Source organism: Arthrobacter sp. CAN_C5 (assembly GCF_017875735.1).
Lineage (GTDB): Bacteria > Actinomycetota > Actinomycetes > Actinomycetales > Micrococcaceae > Arthrobacter_D.
In genome coordinates this window covers 2,863,174-2,877,796 of the sequence record NZ_JAGGMZ010000001.1, presented here as the reverse complement: position 1 = coordinate 2,877,796, position 14,623 = coordinate 2,863,174, and the positions used below count along the sequence as shown (strand labels likewise).

The window sequence follows — 14,623 nt, the reverse complement described above, 5'->3', positions numbered from 1 at the left end:
GGTTAGACTAGGGCATGCGGATTGGAGAAATTGGAGCGCTGGCGGGCGTGGATAGTCAGACCATCCGGTTCTATGAGCGTGAGGGTCTTCTGCCGGATCCTCGCCGCGAACCAAACGGCTACCGCAGTTACGATTCAGCGGTGGTGGGTCGTTTGCAGTTCATCCGGTCGGCTCAGGGAGCAGGACTGACGTTGGCTGAGATTTCGAGCACGCTGCGGCTACGTGACGCAGGTGAGGTGCCGTGCGCCCACGTTTGTGCTCTCCTGGCACAGAAACTCGTCGATGTTCAGATTCGTCAACGCGAACTGGCGGCCTTGTCCGCGGAGCTTAGCGAGATGATCGAGACGAGTCGGAGCCTTGACCCTGGTGATTGTTTCGACGCGAATGTTTGCCACATCATTACACCGTTGGAGGGCATGTAGACCCTGTCGCGAACGGGCGGCAGGGTCTACATGGGTTTGTGGGGAGTTAGAGGCTTGGTGCGGCTGGGATGTCGAGGTCGGTGTCGACGAGGTGGTTGAAGTAGTTGGTGAACAGGTTCAGGGCCACGTGGGTGGAGAGTTCGGTGAGTTCGGTGTCTGTCCATCCGGCGTCGAGGGCGGTTTGCCAGTCTGCGTCCTTGACCGACCCTTTGTTTGCTGTGGCCTGCCGGGTTAGTTCCAGCAGGGTTGAGAGTTTGTCGTCGAAGTCGATATTGCCGTTGCGGATGGCGATGGTCTGGTCCTCGGTGAGCCCGGCGGCTTTGGCGCCCATGGTGTGTGCGGACTGGCAGTAGGTGCATTCGTCGACGTTGCCGACTACCAGAGCAATGGCTTCTCTGGTGCGTGGGTCGAAGGTACCGTAGTCGCCGATGACCTGCTGGAGGGCGACGTAGGACTGCAGGACAACGGGGGAGTGGGCCATGGCGCCGTGAATGTTCAGGACTTTCCCGAACTGTTTTCCCAGAGCAGCGAGTTCGTTGCTGCTTTCCTTGGGAGCGGTTTCGGGAGTGTGGACGGTAACGCGGGTCATGGTGTTCCTTCTTTGGGGGTTGACTACAGGAAAGTGTTCGGTGGCGGGCTTTCGCGGGCACGACTGAAAGGTTGGTGTTGGGCTGATGTGGTGGCGCCCGAGGGGTTAGGAGGTGGTGCGGGAGATTCGGCGCAGTCCTTGGGCGTCTTCGATGATGATCCGGCCGCGGCCTTGCCGGAGCAGTTTTTTGGCAGCGAAGTCGGACATGGTTTTGCTGGTGGCTTCGCGGGTTGCTCCGAGCAGTCCAGCAAGTTGTTCGTGGGTGAGTTTCACGGCTACCGAGTGCGTGAATCTGTTGCGGGGGGCGGCGTCGGCGAGTTTGAGTAAGGTCGCTGCGGTGCGGGCTGAAAGGGGGCGCAGGGCCATGTCGGTGAGACGTTCTTCCAACCTGGCGACTTGTTCGCCGAGTAGGCGGGAGATTTTCACCGCCAGTTTGGGGTTTGAGAGGAAGTGGTTTTCGACATCTGCTGCGCTGAGCTGGCACACGGTTGATTCTTCAAGTGCTTCGGCATAGTTGTCGTACATTTGCATGCCTATCAGCACCATCTCACCGAACACCGCGCCGGGTTCAAGGATTGCGATGGTGAGAGTTTTTCCATCCTCGGCTACCCGGAAAATTCGGATCCGCCCTGCTTTGAGGATGAACAGGGCTTTGATGGGTTGGCTTTGGCTGAAGACGAGTTCACCACTGTGAAAGAGCCGGGGCGGAGACACCCTGTCGAGATTATCCATGTCCTCGGCTGTGAGGTCAGCGAAGAGCTCCACAGCGTTGAGGCAGCTGAAGGGCTCCCCGGTTTCGGTCAAGGGTTCTTTCTCCCGTTCATGTGGCGCCCAAGGCGTCGTAGGTTTGCTGGCTGCGGACACGATGGTGGTGGAGCAGGCTGCCAACAGGTTCGGCGTGGTCACCGGCCACGTCGGATAATGAGGGCGGCTACCAGTCCCAGAATAAGGCCATAGACTGCGTGCCCCATCAGCGAGGCACCGGATCCCGCGTCGAGAGCGAATATGGGCATACCCATCATGGTGGGCATGATCAGCAGTGGGCCAAGAACCCACCACAGCATGCCATAGACGCCGCCCACGACGGTGCTGATAACCAAGCCTTTTTTCAGGAGTCCAGCACCGGGTACCGTCAGGGTGAGGCCGATCAGGACTGAAATCGTCAGGTGGACCAGGAAGCCGACGATCGCCGAGTTTGAGCCGACCAGTGAGGCAATCATGCCCAGCATGCCCATGGTGGCCATCAGGAACCCGAATACGATCCCGCCGGCAAGACCGCCGACGGCCCCGGCCAGGACACGGGTTCCAATTGAGGGGCCGGGGTCAGTCGCGGATCTTTTCGCCCGCGTCTCGCTATGTGGTGAACTCATGTCCTTGCCTTCCTATCCGTGGTATCCAACGATGATAGACAGGCCAGCACTGAGAGTTCTGCAATCTAGGACACAGTGGGCATCAGGCGACGGGCATCAGGGGACGAAGTCGTGTGCCCAGCTGCTACCCGGTGACGGCCCACCCGGTGATGTTGACGAGTTGTAGTCCGACATCCTGACCTATCCAGATGTCGGGGTCGCCCGGAACCTCGATGGTGAGCGCTGCTGAGGGCCCGTTGGGTTGGTTTGATCCGTGGCCAGTGACGTGGACCAACGTATGCGCACCATGCAAAGACCCGTCGGCCTGGCCACTGCCCTGACGCCTTTGGCCAAAGCGGCATGCTGGCTCGGCAGATCCGACATCGATGCCACCCGTGAACAGCCGTGGAACGCGACTGCGCTGACGTTAGTGCGGCCTCCGCCCGCGGCGGACACCTGCAGATCCGTGCCGGAACGCGCATCGCAGGCACCTAACCACTTCCGCCGGGGCGTAGGGTGGTCGCATTGCGATACGACGCTGGAACTGCACTCAAGTGACGGCGCAGGGGTAGTCAGGACACACGCTCAGCACAGTGAAGTGATTAATTAGTGAAGGAAGTAGCTCATGGTCCTGGATTTCCTGGCGGAACTGGAAGTACGCACCCGACCCGTGCACCCGGAGTCCCGGGCCGCGATGCAGGCTCGCTGGGATGCTCTCCCTGACCACGTCAAGACCGCGAACCAGTTGCTGGGTCGGGGGGCCGTTGGATGCGAAGGGACTCACGGGGTTTTCCCGAAATGTAATCTGACCTGTTCTCCGTGCTATCACTCGGCGGAGGCTAATCAGGTCCGCGTAGATGGGACCCACACCCTTCGCGAGGTGGCCCGGCAGATGGAATATCTTCGCAGTGTCCGTGGCCCCCGCGCTCATGCGCAGCTCATCGGTGGTGAGGTGAGCTTGTTGGAGGCGGACGATCATGCGGCGGCGCTGCAGGCGATGCGAGCTAACGGCCGCGAACCGATGTCCATGACTCACGGCGATTTTGATTATTCCTACCTGCTGGCTGTGGTCCTCGGACCGGACGGGAAGCCGCGCTTCGACCGGGTATCTTTTGCCGCTCATTTTGATTCATTGATGAGGGGACGACGAGGCGCCGTACGCCCACGTAGCGAAGCCGAACTGGAACCCTTCCGTCTGAAGTTCGCGGGTATGTTCGCGGATCTCCGCCGGGATTATGGGGTTTACTCTTACCTCGCCCATAACATGACAGTGACGCCGTCAAACCTCGGCGAGGTGGCTGAGGTGACCGCATCGGTGCTACCGATGCCCTACAACATGCTCTCTTTCCAGCCTGCTGCGTTCATGGGGGACGACCGCCGCTGGAAAGAGGACTTCGACGAGATCAGCATTGACGACGTGTGGGAGCAGATTGAACACGGTGCGGGCCAGAAGCTCCCTTGGCAGGGCACCCAGTTCGGCGACCCGCGGTGCAACCGCTATACGACGGGCGTGTCGGCGGAAGGCACCTTTGCGGTCGCCATCGATCCAGCAGATCCAGCAGATATTGCCGCCCGCGACCGTCTGCTCGACCACCACGGCGGCATGTTTTTCGGAGGTCAACCCCGGTTGGTCCTTGCAGCGCGCATCCTGCGTGCAGCATTGCGACACCCTGGCGACGCGGCTGTTCTCGCTGGGCTCGGCCGGCGCATTATCAAACGGGCCGGAGGGATCCGGGCGGTGTGGCGTGCATGGCGAAGCAAGCGTCTCGGCGTCAAAACCTTCGTTGTGCATAACTTCATGGACTCGAAGGTTGTTGCGCCCGCGTGGGCGCTCATGGAACAAGGTGAAGTCAGCGATGATCCCGCTGTCCGCGAGGCCCAGGAACGGCTGGGTGCCTGTATGTACACCATGGCCCACCCGCAGACGGGCCAGCTCGTGCCCGCCTGCACCCAGCACTCCGTCCTGGACCCCGACGAAAACAGGGAACTACGGACCTTACTCCCTCTAAGAGTCAGAAACGGGTGACCACCCGCCCCAAAACATCTAGTGAGGATCCACGGTGTCCGCGTCGAAGTGAATCATTCCCACGGACGTGACGTGGACTTGTAGCAAGGCCAAGACGGTGCGTCCCTGCTCGGTGTCGGGGAAAACCTCGGTGTGATCGCTCAGAGAGTCCCATCCCACCCGAAGCAAATAGATGTCGGGCTGGTCGACGCTGGGGTGCAGGTCTACCGACCGGCACCCCTGAACAGCCAGGAGGTTTTCCCGGATAGCTGGATACGTGGCACGGAATTCTTCATGCCCGTCGGGGCGGATAGTGAGTTGAGCATGTTCATAAACCAAGTACTGGTCCTGTCTGTCGGGTGATGGGTATGTCTTACCAGCTAGTTGCCAATTCGGGATTTATCCTCCACGAGACCCTGACGGATGGCTTGCATGTCGAGTGCTCTGACATCGGTAATGACTTCCTCCAGGGCGGCCGCGTCGAGCGCTCCTGGCTGTGAGAAGACCAGTACCTTGTCACGGAAAGCCATCAAGGTGGGTATGGAGCTGATCCCGGCCTGTGCGGCAAGTGTTTGTTCGGCTTCCGTGTCGACTTTCGAGAATGCAACATCCGGGTGGTTGTCGGATGCTGCACCGTAGGTGGGGGCGAACATGCGGCAGGGTGCACACCAGCCGGCCCAGAAGTCGATTAGGACGATTTCATTGGTGTCGAGAACTGATTCGAAGGTCCTGCTGGTGATGTCAATGGTTGCCATCGGATTACTCCTTAATAGTGGACGGGGTCTGGAAAGGAAATACTGTCTGGGCATCCCAAGTTCAGGCGGACATAGCAGCGAGGGCCTCGCGGGTGGTCAGCACGGCGCCAGCGATGTAATTAAAATTGGTCATCGCGGCGGCATACCCGTCTCCCAGCTCGGGGTGTTGCGCGGCCGCCGTGGCGTCAGAGACTACAGCCACGTCAAACCCCTGCTCCAACAGTTCCCGTAGGTGGCTTTCGACGCAGAGGTTGGCCGACATTCCCGCGAGGATCACTTTGCTGATCCCACGCTTACGCAATTGCAGTACCAGGTCGTTTTGTTCGGGACCGTACACCTTATGAGGACTGCACACGACGGTCTTGCCATCCTGAATGTAGGGCTTGTACTGTTCCAGCCAGTCAGCGCCGGAACCTTCGAAACCATCCAAGTTCAGCGGGCCGGGACGGTTGAACATTCCGATCTCGTGCATCTTCGTTTCCAGCGTTCCACCGAACTCCCACAGGTGGTCATGGGGGAAATAGTAGTGCGGTGAAATGAACACTTTGTAGCCGACGGTTTTCGACGCGGCGAGCAGCTGATCGATGTGCTGGACGGTGTTATTCTCCTGGACACTGTTGCCGACTAGTTCCCAGGTGACACCGTCGGAGCTAAGGAAATCGTTTTGCGGGTCGGTCAGCACGAGTGCTGTCGTGGACGGGTCAAATTGCATGGCTCTCCTCAGATGAGTGTTGAATCCCCAACGGAATTCCATCCAAACGCTAGGACGCCACCGCACATTGTTCTGTAAGCCAGGACACCGTTCCCAGACACAGCCAGGAACTGAGCCCAACTGCCAAAGATCGGATCCTCGTCTGGAGACTGACGCGGCGGATCGTGAACACTGTGGGGACAGGATCTGTATTCCAGGACACAGAACTTCGGGCAGGTGGCGCATATCGTTCCCTGAAGCCACGGCGAACCCGCTATGGATATGAAAAGCTTCGGAAGAAGAATCGAGTCGGTGTGATGGGCATGAAAGACAATGGAGATGAGCAGCAATGGCCGGACACGGCGAGAAAGTCGAATTCCTTGGTTCCCAGGGAGCTTTACTGGCGGCACGGCTCGATCTGCCGGAGTCCCAGCCCCTGGCCTACGCCTTGTTCGCGCATTGTTTTACCTGCAGCAAGGACGTGCTCGCAGCTGCGAGAATTTCCCGGGCGCTCACCGATTACGGTATTGCCGTTCTCCGATTCGATTTCACTGGGCTCGGCCAATCAGGTGGCGACTTCGCCAATACGAACTTCAGCTCCAACATTGAAGATCTGATTCACGCTGCCGACTATCTTCGCAAAGGTTTCACGGCCCCGTCGATTCTGATTGGACACTCGCTCGGTGGGGCCGCGGTGCTCGCCGTGGCCGCTCAAATACCTGAGGTGCGGGCGGTGGTCACCATCGGCGCCCCAGCTGACCCCGACCACCTTGTGCATCTGTTGGGGGAGAGCAGGGCAGAGATTGAAACCTCAGGGGAGGCAGACGTTATCCTCGGCGACAGACCGTTCCGCATCCGCCGGCAATTCCTCGACGATATTGCCGCGCAGCCGCAAGCCGACCGCATTCGTCAGCTATGCTCGGCGCTGTTAGTCATGCATTCGCCCAGTGACACTACCGTGGACGCGGATAACGCGCGGCGCATCTACGAGACGGCTCGTCACCCGAAGTCGTTCGTTGCCCTCGATGGGGCCGACCATCTACTCACCGACCCTGCCGATGCTGCGTTCGCTGCTTCAATGCTTGCAACGTGGGCACACCGCTTCGCCTTCGCTGTGCCCACGGATTCGGGTCTTCCGCGCGCAGTTGATGACCCAGCTGAAGGACTCGTCGTCGTGGCTGAGACAGGAGTCGGAGCATTCGCCCAGGAAGTGATGGTCGGCGGGCACCGGTTGAGCGCGGATGAACCCGCCCCGATCGGTACCGATACCGGCCCGTCGCCCTACGAATTCCTACTAGCCAGCCTGGGCGCCTGCACTTCGATGACCGTCAGGATGTATGCTGACCGCAAGAAATGGCCGTTGGAAAAGGTGACGGTTTCACTGCGACACAGCAGAATCCACGCACAGGACTGCGCCGACTGCGAGACCGAAACGGGAAAGTTGGATCGAATCGAACGGGTCATCCGCTTCGACGGCGACCTCGACGAGGATCAGCGTCAACGATTGCGCGAAATCGCCGACAAGTGCCCAGTCCACCGCACCCTACGCTCGGAAATCCTCATCGGAACGATAATTTCCGACACAGACCCTGGACGGACCAGCTTCCGGGACAACCCGGAGACGAAGGTGCTGAAATGAATAGTCGCAATATTGAACAGTCTGAATATGACGGCACTTCTGTGGGAGAAACTATGAGTACGACTAGATCCATGATGGCCGCACACCCCGACGGTGAGCCGTCATTGGGCCAAGCGATGACCGCATGCATTGAAGCTGCCTTCTCCTGCGCACAGGCAAGCGACGCCTGCGCGGACGCCTGCATGGCAGAAGAGACGGTAGCTGAATTGCGGAAGTGTATTCGTCTCAACTTGGACTGTGCTGAACTTTGCGTCACCACCGGCCGGTTCCTTTCCCGGCTGACCGACGTCGACGGCAATCTGCTGAAGACAATCCTTATGGCATGTAGAGACTTCTGCACCACAAGCGCTATCGAAAATGAAAAACACGCCGAGACCTACCCATCCTGCCGGATCGCTGCCGAGGAATGCCGCCGCTGCGAACAAGCCTGCCAAGATCTACTTCCACGGCCATTCTGAAGTCAGCAAACCCTTTCCACGTCTTCACCGATGTTGCATCGCCGAACAGGCGGTCTGGTTAAGCTGGCAGGGTGGGCTTATTCCGGCGCCGTCATGGAAGAGCGATGCCCCGCAATGGTGATTGGAGAAGTGCGTGGAAACACGATCGACAATGATTAACGGCAGGCGCGCCCGATGGGCGGAGCACGGTACGGGCAGTCCCGTCGTTCTTGTGCACGGCATCCCCACCTCGCCCCGGCTCTGGCGCCACGTCATGCCGCTGGTCGACGGCAAAACACTGGCATGGGAAATGCCCGGCTACGGATCGAGCATCCCCGATGGGAAAGACCTCGACATCGGTCTGTCAGCTCAGGCTGAATACCTGGTGGAGTGGATTGAATCCCTTGACCTGGACGAACCACCGGTCCTGGTTGGCCACGATCTCGGCGGAGGAGTTGCACAGATTGCCACCGTGCGGGCAGCGGAACGCTTCGCCGGGCTGGTCCTCACCAATTCTGTGTCCTACGATTCGTGGCCCATTCCCAGTGTGAAGGCGATGCAGCGGGTGGCACCGGTGTTGGCGGTTTTACCACAGCTGCTGATGTACCCGACGTTCGTCCAGTTGATCCACCGCGGGCATGATGACCGGAATATCGCCCTGGAATCCCTCGCGGAGCACTGGGGACCGTATGTAGCCCAAGGTGCGGCGCGAAGCATGATGCGCCAAGTCTCCGCCCTCAACGTTCAGGACACCCTAGACATCGCCGACCGGTTGGCGGCCCTGAACCTACCGGCACGGGTGGTGTGGGGTGAAGCCGATGCGTTCCAGAAGATCAAGTACGGGGAACGGCTCGCCGCTGATCTCGGAGCGGACCTTATCCGAATACCGGGAGGGAAGCATTTCACTCCTGAGGACCACCCGCAGGCCATCGCCGCCGCCATCAACTCGCTTCTTACCGAAAGCCGAAAGGACTAACCGAATGACCGCTACACCATCCGTCATCGTTTTCGACGTCAATGAAACCCTCTCCGACATGGGCCCTCTTGCGGAGGCATTCAACCGCGCAGGGGCACCTGCTTCCCTTGCACGACTGTGGTTTACGGAAGTCCTCCGCGACGGATTCGCCCTCACCGCCGCCGGGAACAACCCTGCGTTCGCTGACCTTGCCACCGACAATCTTTCCCGCCACCTAGCCCAAACTTCAGGACAAGGGGACTACCAAAAGCAGATCGAAGCGATCATGGGAGTCTTCAAGAATCTCCCCTTGCATCCGGATGCAGCCCCCGGCATTAAGGCGCTCAGCCGCATCACCCAGCTGATAACCCTCAGCAACGGTGCCACCTCGGTGGCGGAGGACCTCCTGGAACGGGGAGGCGTTCAGGATAAGTTCTCCCGGTTCCTCAGTGTCCAGGACGCACCCCGGTGGAAGCCAGCGAGCGAGGCATACGACTATGCGGCCCGTGAGCTCAACCAATCAGCGAACCAACTATTGCTCGTTGCCGTGCACCCATGGGACATTCACGGCGCGAATGTCGCCGGATTGCAAACCGCGTGGATTAATCGCGAGGGTGCTTCTTACCCCTCCTACTTCACGCCACCGGACATCGAAGCCGAGGATCTTTTAGTTCTCGCAGACAAGATCGCCGCGCGTTGAAATCGGGTTTCATGCCAGCCCGGATCACAAGTTGAAGCCGCATACTCAATGTCCGGAGAGTAAATAAAATCGTAAACTAAGTCGCTGACCGTTCTGCACCTTTAAGCGGTCGAGATGGGCGGAACAGATGGATTTGCAGAACGTCGTAGAAATCATTGGTACCGGCATCGAGGTTGCGGGAGTCCTTGTTATTGTTGCGGGCATGCTCGTGGCGACGTTGCTCGCGGCAGCGGCGCTAATGAAACGAAAAGAGCGCGACATCTATGACACCTACCGACGGCGTTTGGGACGGTCGATCTTGCTCGGCCTTGAGTTCCTCGTCGCCGGAGACATCATTCGCACGGTCGCAGTAACCCCAACCTTTTACTCCGTAGGTGTCCTCGCACTCATTGTTCTCATCCGAACTTTCCTTAGCTTCTCGCTTGAACTAGAGATCACAGGAAAATGGCCTTGGCAAAAGTCCAGCTTCAATAAACACGCTATGAAACAAAGCCCACCGCCAACGACGTTCCACTGAACCAGGTCGTTCCGCCCAACCCGACAGGCCACACCCATGCCTAAACCAGACGGTACCGTGCAATCCCGCACATGACGACGCTGCGATTTAGCACCGATTCCCAGCTTCGGCGCCAGCGCCTTACAGGCGGTATAAACGGAGGGATATTCGGAAAACCGATCCGCTACCATGCGAACTGCACGAACGCGGACTTCGGGAGGAAACTGCCTGGGCCTAGTTACCATCTTTCTCACAGAAGATAGCAGCATCAAACCCGGGACGGTCAGACAATCGGTGTGCCGTCAACCCTGATCCTCAAGCCGCCCCAGAACTGATTGAAAGTCAGATGGCCGTTGCCGTGGGTGAGAGTCACGAGTGTCCAACCTTTTTGGGCTGGGGCCTTAATTCGATTAGACGTGGGTTACCAACCGGTGTAAACGTGGACGTATGAAAGCCGACATCAACTTTTATTTCGACCCGGTCTGCCCTTTCGCCTGGATGACGAGCAAGTGGGTGCGGCAGGTGCAGGCGCAGCGCGACTACACCGTGGACTGGCGGTTCTTCTCGTTGCGTTTGATCAACTCCGAGGTTGACTATGACGCGCATTTTCCGCCTGAGTACGAGGCCGGACACACGGCGGGGCTCCGGCTTCTGCGGGTGGCGGCCCGGGCACGTGCGGAGCATGGCCGCGAGTCGATGGCCGAGTTGTATGCTGCGTTCGGAGCGCACATCTTCGATTCTGCCTTAGACCCGGTCGACCAGCGCACCGAGGGTGAAGTGCGTGAGCGGCGTGGGACACGTGAGTTCTTGGAGCCGATCCTCGCCGAAGCTGGCTTGCCCCTGGCACTGGCGGAGGCTCTCGACGACGAGTCCTGGGACAGCGAGATCCGCCAGGAGACAGATGAGGCGCTAGCGCTGACGGGTAAGGATGTGGGCACGCCCATCATTCACTTTGAGCCGCCGGCTGGGGTGGCCTTCTTCGGGCCGGTGATCAGCCGGCTACCAGAGGAAGATTCGGCCGCCGAGCTGTGGGACCATGTGGTCGGGCTGGCACGCTTCCCTGGTTTCGCGGAGCTCAAGCGGAGCCTGCGCGAGCAGCCACAGCTTGCTGCCTTTGGTGTCAACGCCGATACGGTCGGTCAGCAGGAGGACTGGCACGGTGGCAGCCGACGCCAGAAGAAGTGATCGGTCTGTGAGGATGGACCGATGAGTCGGACAAGCATGCGCCATCACCAGGAGTCCGTCGCGGTTCGGGCGTCAGCCGAGACGTTCTACGCTTGGTGTCAAGCGGTGGTAGCAACGTTGTCGTTGAGTAGTTTGGTGAATACTTCTCGTGGTGTGAGGTAGCCCAGAGTGGCGCGGGGTCGGTCGTTGAGTTCGTCGGCGATGGCGTCGAGGTAGGGCTGGTGGCTGGTGATCTCGATGCCTTTGGGTAGGTACTCCCGGATGAGGCGGTTGGTGTTCTCGTTCGTGCCCCGTTCCCAGGGAGAGTGGGGGTGGGCGAAGTACACGGGCAGGTCCGTGGCCACGGTGAGTTGGGCGTGGCGGGCCATCTCGGTGCCCTGGTCCCAGGTCAGCGCACCGCGCATCAGCGCTGGCAGGTCGTTGACCCGATCGATGAGCACATCCGCCAGGCCAGCGGCCTTTTTACCCTCGGGCAGGCCCAGCATGATCAGGAACCTGCTGGAGCGCTCCACCAGGGTCGCGACAGCTGTTTTGCCGGCCTTACCGACTACCAGGTCACCTTCCCACGATCCTGGGACGCGGCGGTCGGAGGCGATCTCTGGCCGGTCATCGATGCTGACCATCCCGATGATCCTCCCGCCGGTACGCTCACCCAGAGGCCGGCGGCGTTTACGCATGGTGCGCTTGGATTGCAGGATGATCCCTTCGCGTGCGAGCTCGCCTTTGGGCATCGCGTAGATCCACCGGTAGATCGCTTCGTGGGACACGGTCCGGCCTTGGGCGTCGGGGGATTTGACCATGGGTTCAACGCTGGAGTCCGTGGCCTCCAAAAGCAAACGCCCAGCGATCTGACGTGGTGTCCGAGACCGGAAGAGGTCAGCTTTCACCCGGGCCAGAAGGACCGGGTCCGCGTTGATTTTGCGTATCTGCGGACGCTTACGACGCGTCTCGGCCTTACAGTCCGCGGCCACGGGTTTGTAGCCGCGGGTCTTCGTGGAGTTCCGGAGCCGCTCCCGCCACACGATCGTATGGTCACGACCGATCTCCGTCCCGATCTGACGGTCCGTATGGCCCGCCCGAATCCCCACCGCAATGTCCGCCCGATCAGCAAAAGGTTAACAACCTCCGCGCCACCAGCAACTCCCTCTACCCAACAATGTTTGTTGCTACGAGGCTATGACACCAAGACGACCTGGTCTCCGACATCACCCGCACCGGCGAGTGGAGTCCGGTATGTACGTCGTGTTGGTGGGATGACGAGGTCGACGCCGGCCAGGTCGGTTCCTGGTTCACCGGGCGTAATGAGCTCCCGCACCGTTCTTGGGAGACCCGCTCACAGGTCGTCGCTGCCGATCGCGGTCGCGAGTTCGCCTGGGTGGTGGGTGGGAGCTTGGTCCGTTGGGGTTTTACTCTCATTCCAGCAAATACCGGGACGGCCCTGGGCGAGTCTTGGGAATTTCTGCCGGCCGGGATAGCCATGTTCGAGGAGAAGTATGGTGACGGGGCGTACGTTCAGATTACCGACCGCACTCAGCAGGCGCTCGATGGCATCCCGAAATCGCTTGCCGCGATAAAGCGGATCGCCGAGTCCATTGCTGCAGCTGAGGAAGCCCGGTCATGACCGGGTTACTCGGCGCGGCCAGCTGAACCCGAGTCGCAACCCAGCGAGGCTAGCCAGGTTGCTGGACCCCAAGCGGGCAGGTCAAATAGCGCTGCGAAAAACACGCCAGATATGTCTGCAGTTCACAGATACGCACGCGTATCCACCAACGAACAAGACCTCACCGCCCAACGCAACTCCCTCGTCTCACTGAATGTGCCCGAAGACCGGATCTACGTCGACCACGGACTCACCGGCACCAACCGTGAAAGACCAGAATTCGACGAAGCCCTCGCAGGTGGAATTGGCTCATACATGCGTCTCATTAGGCACTCAGACTGGGCTAGCGTCGGGATGTGGACAAACCGCGTTGCCAAGTACTTTCCTGCGCCCCAGCCACCGCGATAAGCATCTTCTGAATCAAAGATCCGAAGAATGTCAGACCTTTCGCTTATTGATCCCGGCAGTACTTCTGCCTTGAACCGAGATGAGAACCGCTAGTCCGACGCGGGGATGAGGGCGGTACCGAACCGTTCGAGCGCCTGTTCTCCCACAATGTCTCCTGGCAGCAAGGGCACTTGCAGCAGCGGGATGTCCGGCAGGGACTCGCGCAGGGTCGCCAGGTGGGCGTCTTCCAGCGTGCGTCGGTCCGCGAGGAAACCGCCGGCGTCGGAGGGTGATCGTTTGTTGACCACCAGCGCGCCCACATGGACGCCTGCGCGGACCAATTGCTGGTGCAACTCCACGGTCTCAAGCACGGGTAGCCTCTCGGCGGCGAGGACGATGGCAAAGGCGCAGCGCTGCTCGTCGACGAGGACCGTGCGCAGCGATTCGAAGCGCTCACGTCGGCGCAGGAGAATCCGTCGAATTTGCGCATCGCGCTCTTCCGCCGGCTCTGGTGACCGTTCGGTGCCCAGGATGGCCTCTGCTGCATCACGGTCTTCCAGGCCGCGCAGCGCGGCGCCGAAGCGCTCTGACCGTCCCCGACGCCGCAGCAACCCTTCGGTCCATGCAGACATGATTTCGGGAAGGGCCATCAGGCGTGCAGTGTGTCCTGACGGTGCGGTGTCAAAGACGACGAGGTCATACTCGCGGAGTCCAAGGTCTACCAGCTCTGCGATGCGCTCCAGGACCGCGGATTCGTGCGCTCCGGGGGAGTCCCGGGCGAGCTGCATGTGTTTGTCGACCTCACCGGCGAGGTGCTCGGGCATGAGCTTGCGGATGGTGGTCCCCACGGCTGCGAGGTGCGCCTCAGTGGTGGCGATCGGGTCTACTTCAATCCCATCGAGGGCGCCGGGTTTCCCCGGGCCGGCGTTGATCCCCCGTGCGAGGGAAGTGATCCGGTCCCCGACAGGGCGTTCCCAAAGGTGACCCAGGTTGTGGGCTGGGTCGGTGGAGACGACGAGCACCCGTCGGCCCGCACGGGCCTGGGCGAGCGCGACGGCGGAGGCGACGGCGGTCTTGCCCACGCCGCCCTTCCCGCCCACGAAGAGCACCCGACGGGCAGCGGCCAGGTCTAGCAGCACGAGATGTGGTCGAGTGGCGAACGTTCCATGCCCATCCGGCGGTGCCAGTCGTGAAATCGGTCATACACCACTGGCAGTAGTTCCACCGTGTAGTAGCTTGCGGGGTTGGGCACGCCCAGCGCCTCCGAGAGGACCAGCATCATGAAAAGATCCTCCTCATCCCGCTGTGCACGGGCGAACGTCCGCCGGTAGGGCGCCATGTAGAACTCGTGCAACCCGGCCCGTACATGCTCCTGTGCGGTCCGCAGCCGGTGCAGGAACATGTACGGGATCA

19 protein-coding genes and 2 pseudogenes are annotated in these 14,623 nt (G+C 60.4%); 11 read left to right on the top strand and 10 right to left on the bottom strand.

Annotated features, from left to right (window positions below; all coding sequences use genetic code 11):
- Positions 1-14: 14 nt before the first annotated feature.
- Positions 15-422, top strand: coding sequence for a heavy metal-responsive transcriptional regulator (locus H4V95_RS13525; RefSeq protein ID WP_196867318.1), 408 nt, complete (start codon positions 15-17; stop codon positions 420-422).
- Between the two features lie 46 nt (positions 423-468).
- Here H4V95_RS13525 and H4V95_RS13520 read toward each other — a convergent pair whose 3' ends face one another.
- From H4V95_RS13520 to H4V95_RS13505, 4 genes are all read right to left on the bottom strand, one after another.
- On the bottom strand, positions 469-1,011 hold the full coding sequence (locus H4V95_RS13520; RefSeq protein ID WP_196867319.1) for a carboxymuconolactone decarboxylase family protein: 543 nt from the start codon (positions 1,009-1,011) through the stop codon (positions 469-471).
- 105 nt (positions 1,012-1,116) lie between these two features.
- Complete coding sequence (locus H4V95_RS13515; protein WP_245345708.1) at positions 1,117-1,815, bottom strand: Crp/Fnr family transcriptional regulator; 699 nt, start codon at positions 1,813-1,815, stop codon at positions 1,117-1,119.
- A 98-nt stretch (positions 1,816-1,913) separates the two neighbouring features.
- On the bottom strand, positions 1,914-2,381 hold the full coding sequence (locus H4V95_RS13510; protein WP_245345707.1) for a hypothetical protein: 468 nt from the start codon (positions 2,379-2,381) through the stop codon (positions 1,914-1,916).
- A 124-nt stretch (positions 2,382-2,505) separates the two neighbouring features.
- Positions 2,506-2,655, bottom strand: a complete 150-nt coding sequence (locus H4V95_RS13505; RefSeq protein WP_196867321.1) for a hypothetical protein — start codon at positions 2,653-2,655, stop codon at positions 2,506-2,508.
- Positions 2,656-3,240: 585 nt separating this feature from the next.
- Between H4V95_RS13505 and H4V95_RS13500 the strand changes: the two genes are divergently transcribed.
- A complete protein-coding gene (locus tag H4V95_RS13500) occupies positions 3,241-4,386 on the top strand; it encodes a hypothetical protein (protein WP_209730862.1) in 1,146 nt (381 codons plus the stop codon).
- An 18-nt stretch (positions 4,387-4,404) separates the two neighbouring features.
- Here the strand turns inward: H4V95_RS13500 and H4V95_RS13495 are convergent, their stop codons facing one another.
- The 3 genes from H4V95_RS13495 to H4V95_RS13485 all read right to left on the bottom strand — a co-directional run bounded on the left by H4V95_RS13495 (position 4,405) and on the right by H4V95_RS13485 (position 5,832).
- Complete coding sequence (locus tag H4V95_RS13495) at positions 4,405-4,704, bottom strand: antibiotic biosynthesis monooxygenase (RefSeq protein ID WP_209730861.1); 300 nt, start codon at positions 4,702-4,704, stop codon at positions 4,405-4,407.
- A 41-nt stretch (positions 4,705-4,745) separates the two neighbouring features.
- On the bottom strand, positions 4,746-5,120 hold the full coding sequence (locus H4V95_RS13490; RefSeq protein ID WP_209730860.1) for a co-chaperone YbbN: 375 nt from the start codon (positions 5,118-5,120) through the stop codon (positions 4,746-4,748).
- A gap of 61 nt (positions 5,121-5,181) precedes the next feature.
- Positions 5,182-5,832, bottom strand: a complete 651-nt coding sequence (locus H4V95_RS13485) for a cysteine hydrolase (protein ID WP_209730859.1) — start codon at positions 5,830-5,832, stop codon at positions 5,182-5,184.
- A gap of 328 nt (positions 5,833-6,160) precedes the next feature.
- On the opposite strand from H4V95_RS13485, the gene H4V95_RS13480 reads away from it, so the two are divergent.
- The 6 genes from H4V95_RS13480 (at position 6,161) to H4V95_RS13455 (ending at position 11,223) form a co-directional block, all read left to right on the top strand.
- Positions 6,161-7,450 (top strand): bifunctional alpha/beta hydrolase/OsmC family protein, encoded by a 1,290-nt coding sequence (locus H4V95_RS13480; RefSeq protein WP_209730858.1) that lies wholly within the window; start codon positions 6,161-6,163, stop codon positions 7,448-7,450.
- Between the two features lie 71 nt (positions 7,451-7,521).
- A complete protein-coding gene (locus tag H4V95_RS13475; protein WP_245345706.1) occupies positions 7,522-7,908 on the top strand; it encodes a four-helix bundle copper-binding protein in 387 nt (128 codons plus the stop codon).
- Between the two features lie 133 nt (positions 7,909-8,041).
- Positions 8,042-8,863 (top strand): alpha/beta fold hydrolase, encoded by an 822-nt coding sequence (locus H4V95_RS13470; RefSeq protein ID WP_209730857.1) that lies wholly within the window; start codon positions 8,042-8,044, stop codon positions 8,861-8,863.
- A gap of 4 nt (positions 8,864-8,867) precedes the next feature.
- Positions 8,868-9,542, top strand: a complete 675-nt coding sequence (locus H4V95_RS13465; protein ID WP_196868210.1) for a haloacid dehalogenase type II — start codon at positions 8,868-8,870, stop codon at positions 9,540-9,542.
- A gap of 127 nt (positions 9,543-9,669) precedes the next feature.
- Positions 9,670-10,059: a DUF1622 domain-containing protein gene (locus H4V95_RS13460; RefSeq protein ID WP_196868209.1), complete on the top strand. Its 390-nt coding sequence runs from the start codon at positions 9,670-9,672 to the stop codon at positions 10,057-10,059.
- 426 nt (positions 10,060-10,485) lie between these two features.
- Positions 10,486-11,223, top strand: a complete 738-nt coding sequence (locus tag H4V95_RS13455) for a hypothetical protein (RefSeq protein ID WP_209730856.1) — start codon at positions 10,486-10,488, stop codon at positions 11,221-11,223.
- Positions 11,224-11,321: 98 nt separating this feature from the next.
- On the opposite strand, the gene H4V95_RS13450 is transcribed toward H4V95_RS13455, so the two are convergent.
- Positions 11,322-12,245 carry an IS30 family transposase gene (locus H4V95_RS13450; RefSeq protein ID WP_312884105.1) on the bottom strand — a complete coding sequence of 308 codons (924 nt, stop codon included), beginning with the start codon at positions 12,243-12,245 and terminating at the stop codon, positions 11,322-11,324.
- Between the two features lie 170 nt (positions 12,246-12,415).
- Here H4V95_RS13450 and H4V95_RS18450 point away from each other — a divergent pair.
- The 3 genes and pseudogenes from H4V95_RS18450 to H4V95_RS13440 form a co-directional block, all read left to right on the top strand.
- Positions 12,416-12,676, top strand: a pseudogene (locus H4V95_RS18450) (SRPBCC family protein); the annotation flags it as partial.
- Positions 12,677-12,700: 24 nt separating this feature from the next.
- Entirely contained in the window at positions 12,701-12,844 is a 144-nt protein-coding gene (locus H4V95_RS18445) for a hypothetical protein (protein ID WP_245345705.1), read from the top strand.
- 111 nt (positions 12,845-12,955) lie between these two features.
- A pseudogene (locus H4V95_RS13440) lies at positions 12,956-13,120 on the top strand (recombinase family protein); the annotation flags it as partial.
- A 200-nt stretch (positions 13,121-13,320) separates the two neighbouring features.
- Here H4V95_RS13440 and H4V95_RS13435 read toward each other — a convergent pair.
- Positions 13,321-14,349 (bottom strand): ArsA family ATPase, encoded by a 1,029-nt coding sequence (locus H4V95_RS13435; protein ID WP_196866357.1) that lies wholly within the window; start codon positions 14,347-14,349, stop codon positions 13,321-13,323.
- Complete coding sequence (locus H4V95_RS13430; protein WP_196866356.1) at positions 14,340-14,612, bottom strand: cory-CC-star protein; 273 nt, start codon at positions 14,610-14,612, stop codon at positions 14,340-14,342. Before H4V95_RS13430 ends, H4V95_RS13435 begins: the two co-directional genes overlap by 10 nt.
- Positions 14,613-14,623 lie beyond the last annotated feature (11 nt).

Coding starts and splice junctions, on each gene's coding strand:
- H4V95_RS13525 (WP_196867318.1), top strand. CDS start 15: ATGCGGATTGGAGAAATTGGAGCGCTGGCGGGCGTGGATAGTCAGACC.
- H4V95_RS13520 (WP_196867319.1), bottom strand. CDS start 1,011: ATGACCCGCGTTACCGTCCACACTCCCGAAACCGCTCCCAAGGAAAGC.
- H4V95_RS13510 (WP_245345707.1), bottom strand. CDS start 2,381: ATGAGTTCACCACATAGCGAGACGCGGGCGAAAAGATCCGCGACTGAC.
- H4V95_RS13490 (WP_209730860.1), bottom strand. CDS start 5,120: ATGGCAACCATTGACATCACCAGCAGGACCTTCGAATCAGTTCTCGAC.
- H4V95_RS13485 (WP_209730859.1), bottom strand. CDS start 5,832: ATGCAATTTGACCCGTCCACGACAGCACTCGTGCTGACCGACCCGCAA.
- H4V95_RS13480 (WP_209730858.1), top strand. CDS start 6,161: ATGGCCGGACACGGCGAGAAAGTCGAATTCCTTGGTTCCCAGGGAGCT.
- H4V95_RS13475 (WP_245345706.1), top strand. CDS start 7,522: ATGATGGCCGCACACCCCGACGGTGAGCCGTCATTGGGCCAAGCGATG.
- H4V95_RS13465 (WP_196868210.1), top strand. CDS start 8,868: ATGACCGCTACACCATCCGTCATCGTTTTCGACGTCAATGAAACCCTC.
- H4V95_RS13460 (WP_196868209.1), top strand. CDS start 9,670: ATGGATTTGCAGAACGTCGTAGAAATCATTGGTACCGGCATCGAGGTT.
- H4V95_RS13455 (WP_209730856.1), top strand. CDS start 10,486: ATGAAAGCCGACATCAACTTTTATTTCGACCCGGTCTGCCCTTTCGCC.
- H4V95_RS18445 (WP_245345705.1), top strand. CDS start 12,701: ATGTTCGAGGAGAAGTATGGTGACGGGGCGTACGTTCAGATTACCGAC.
- H4V95_RS13430 (WP_196866356.1), bottom strand. CDS start 14,612: ATGTTCCTGCACCGGCTGCGGACCGCACAGGAGCATGTACGGGCCGGG.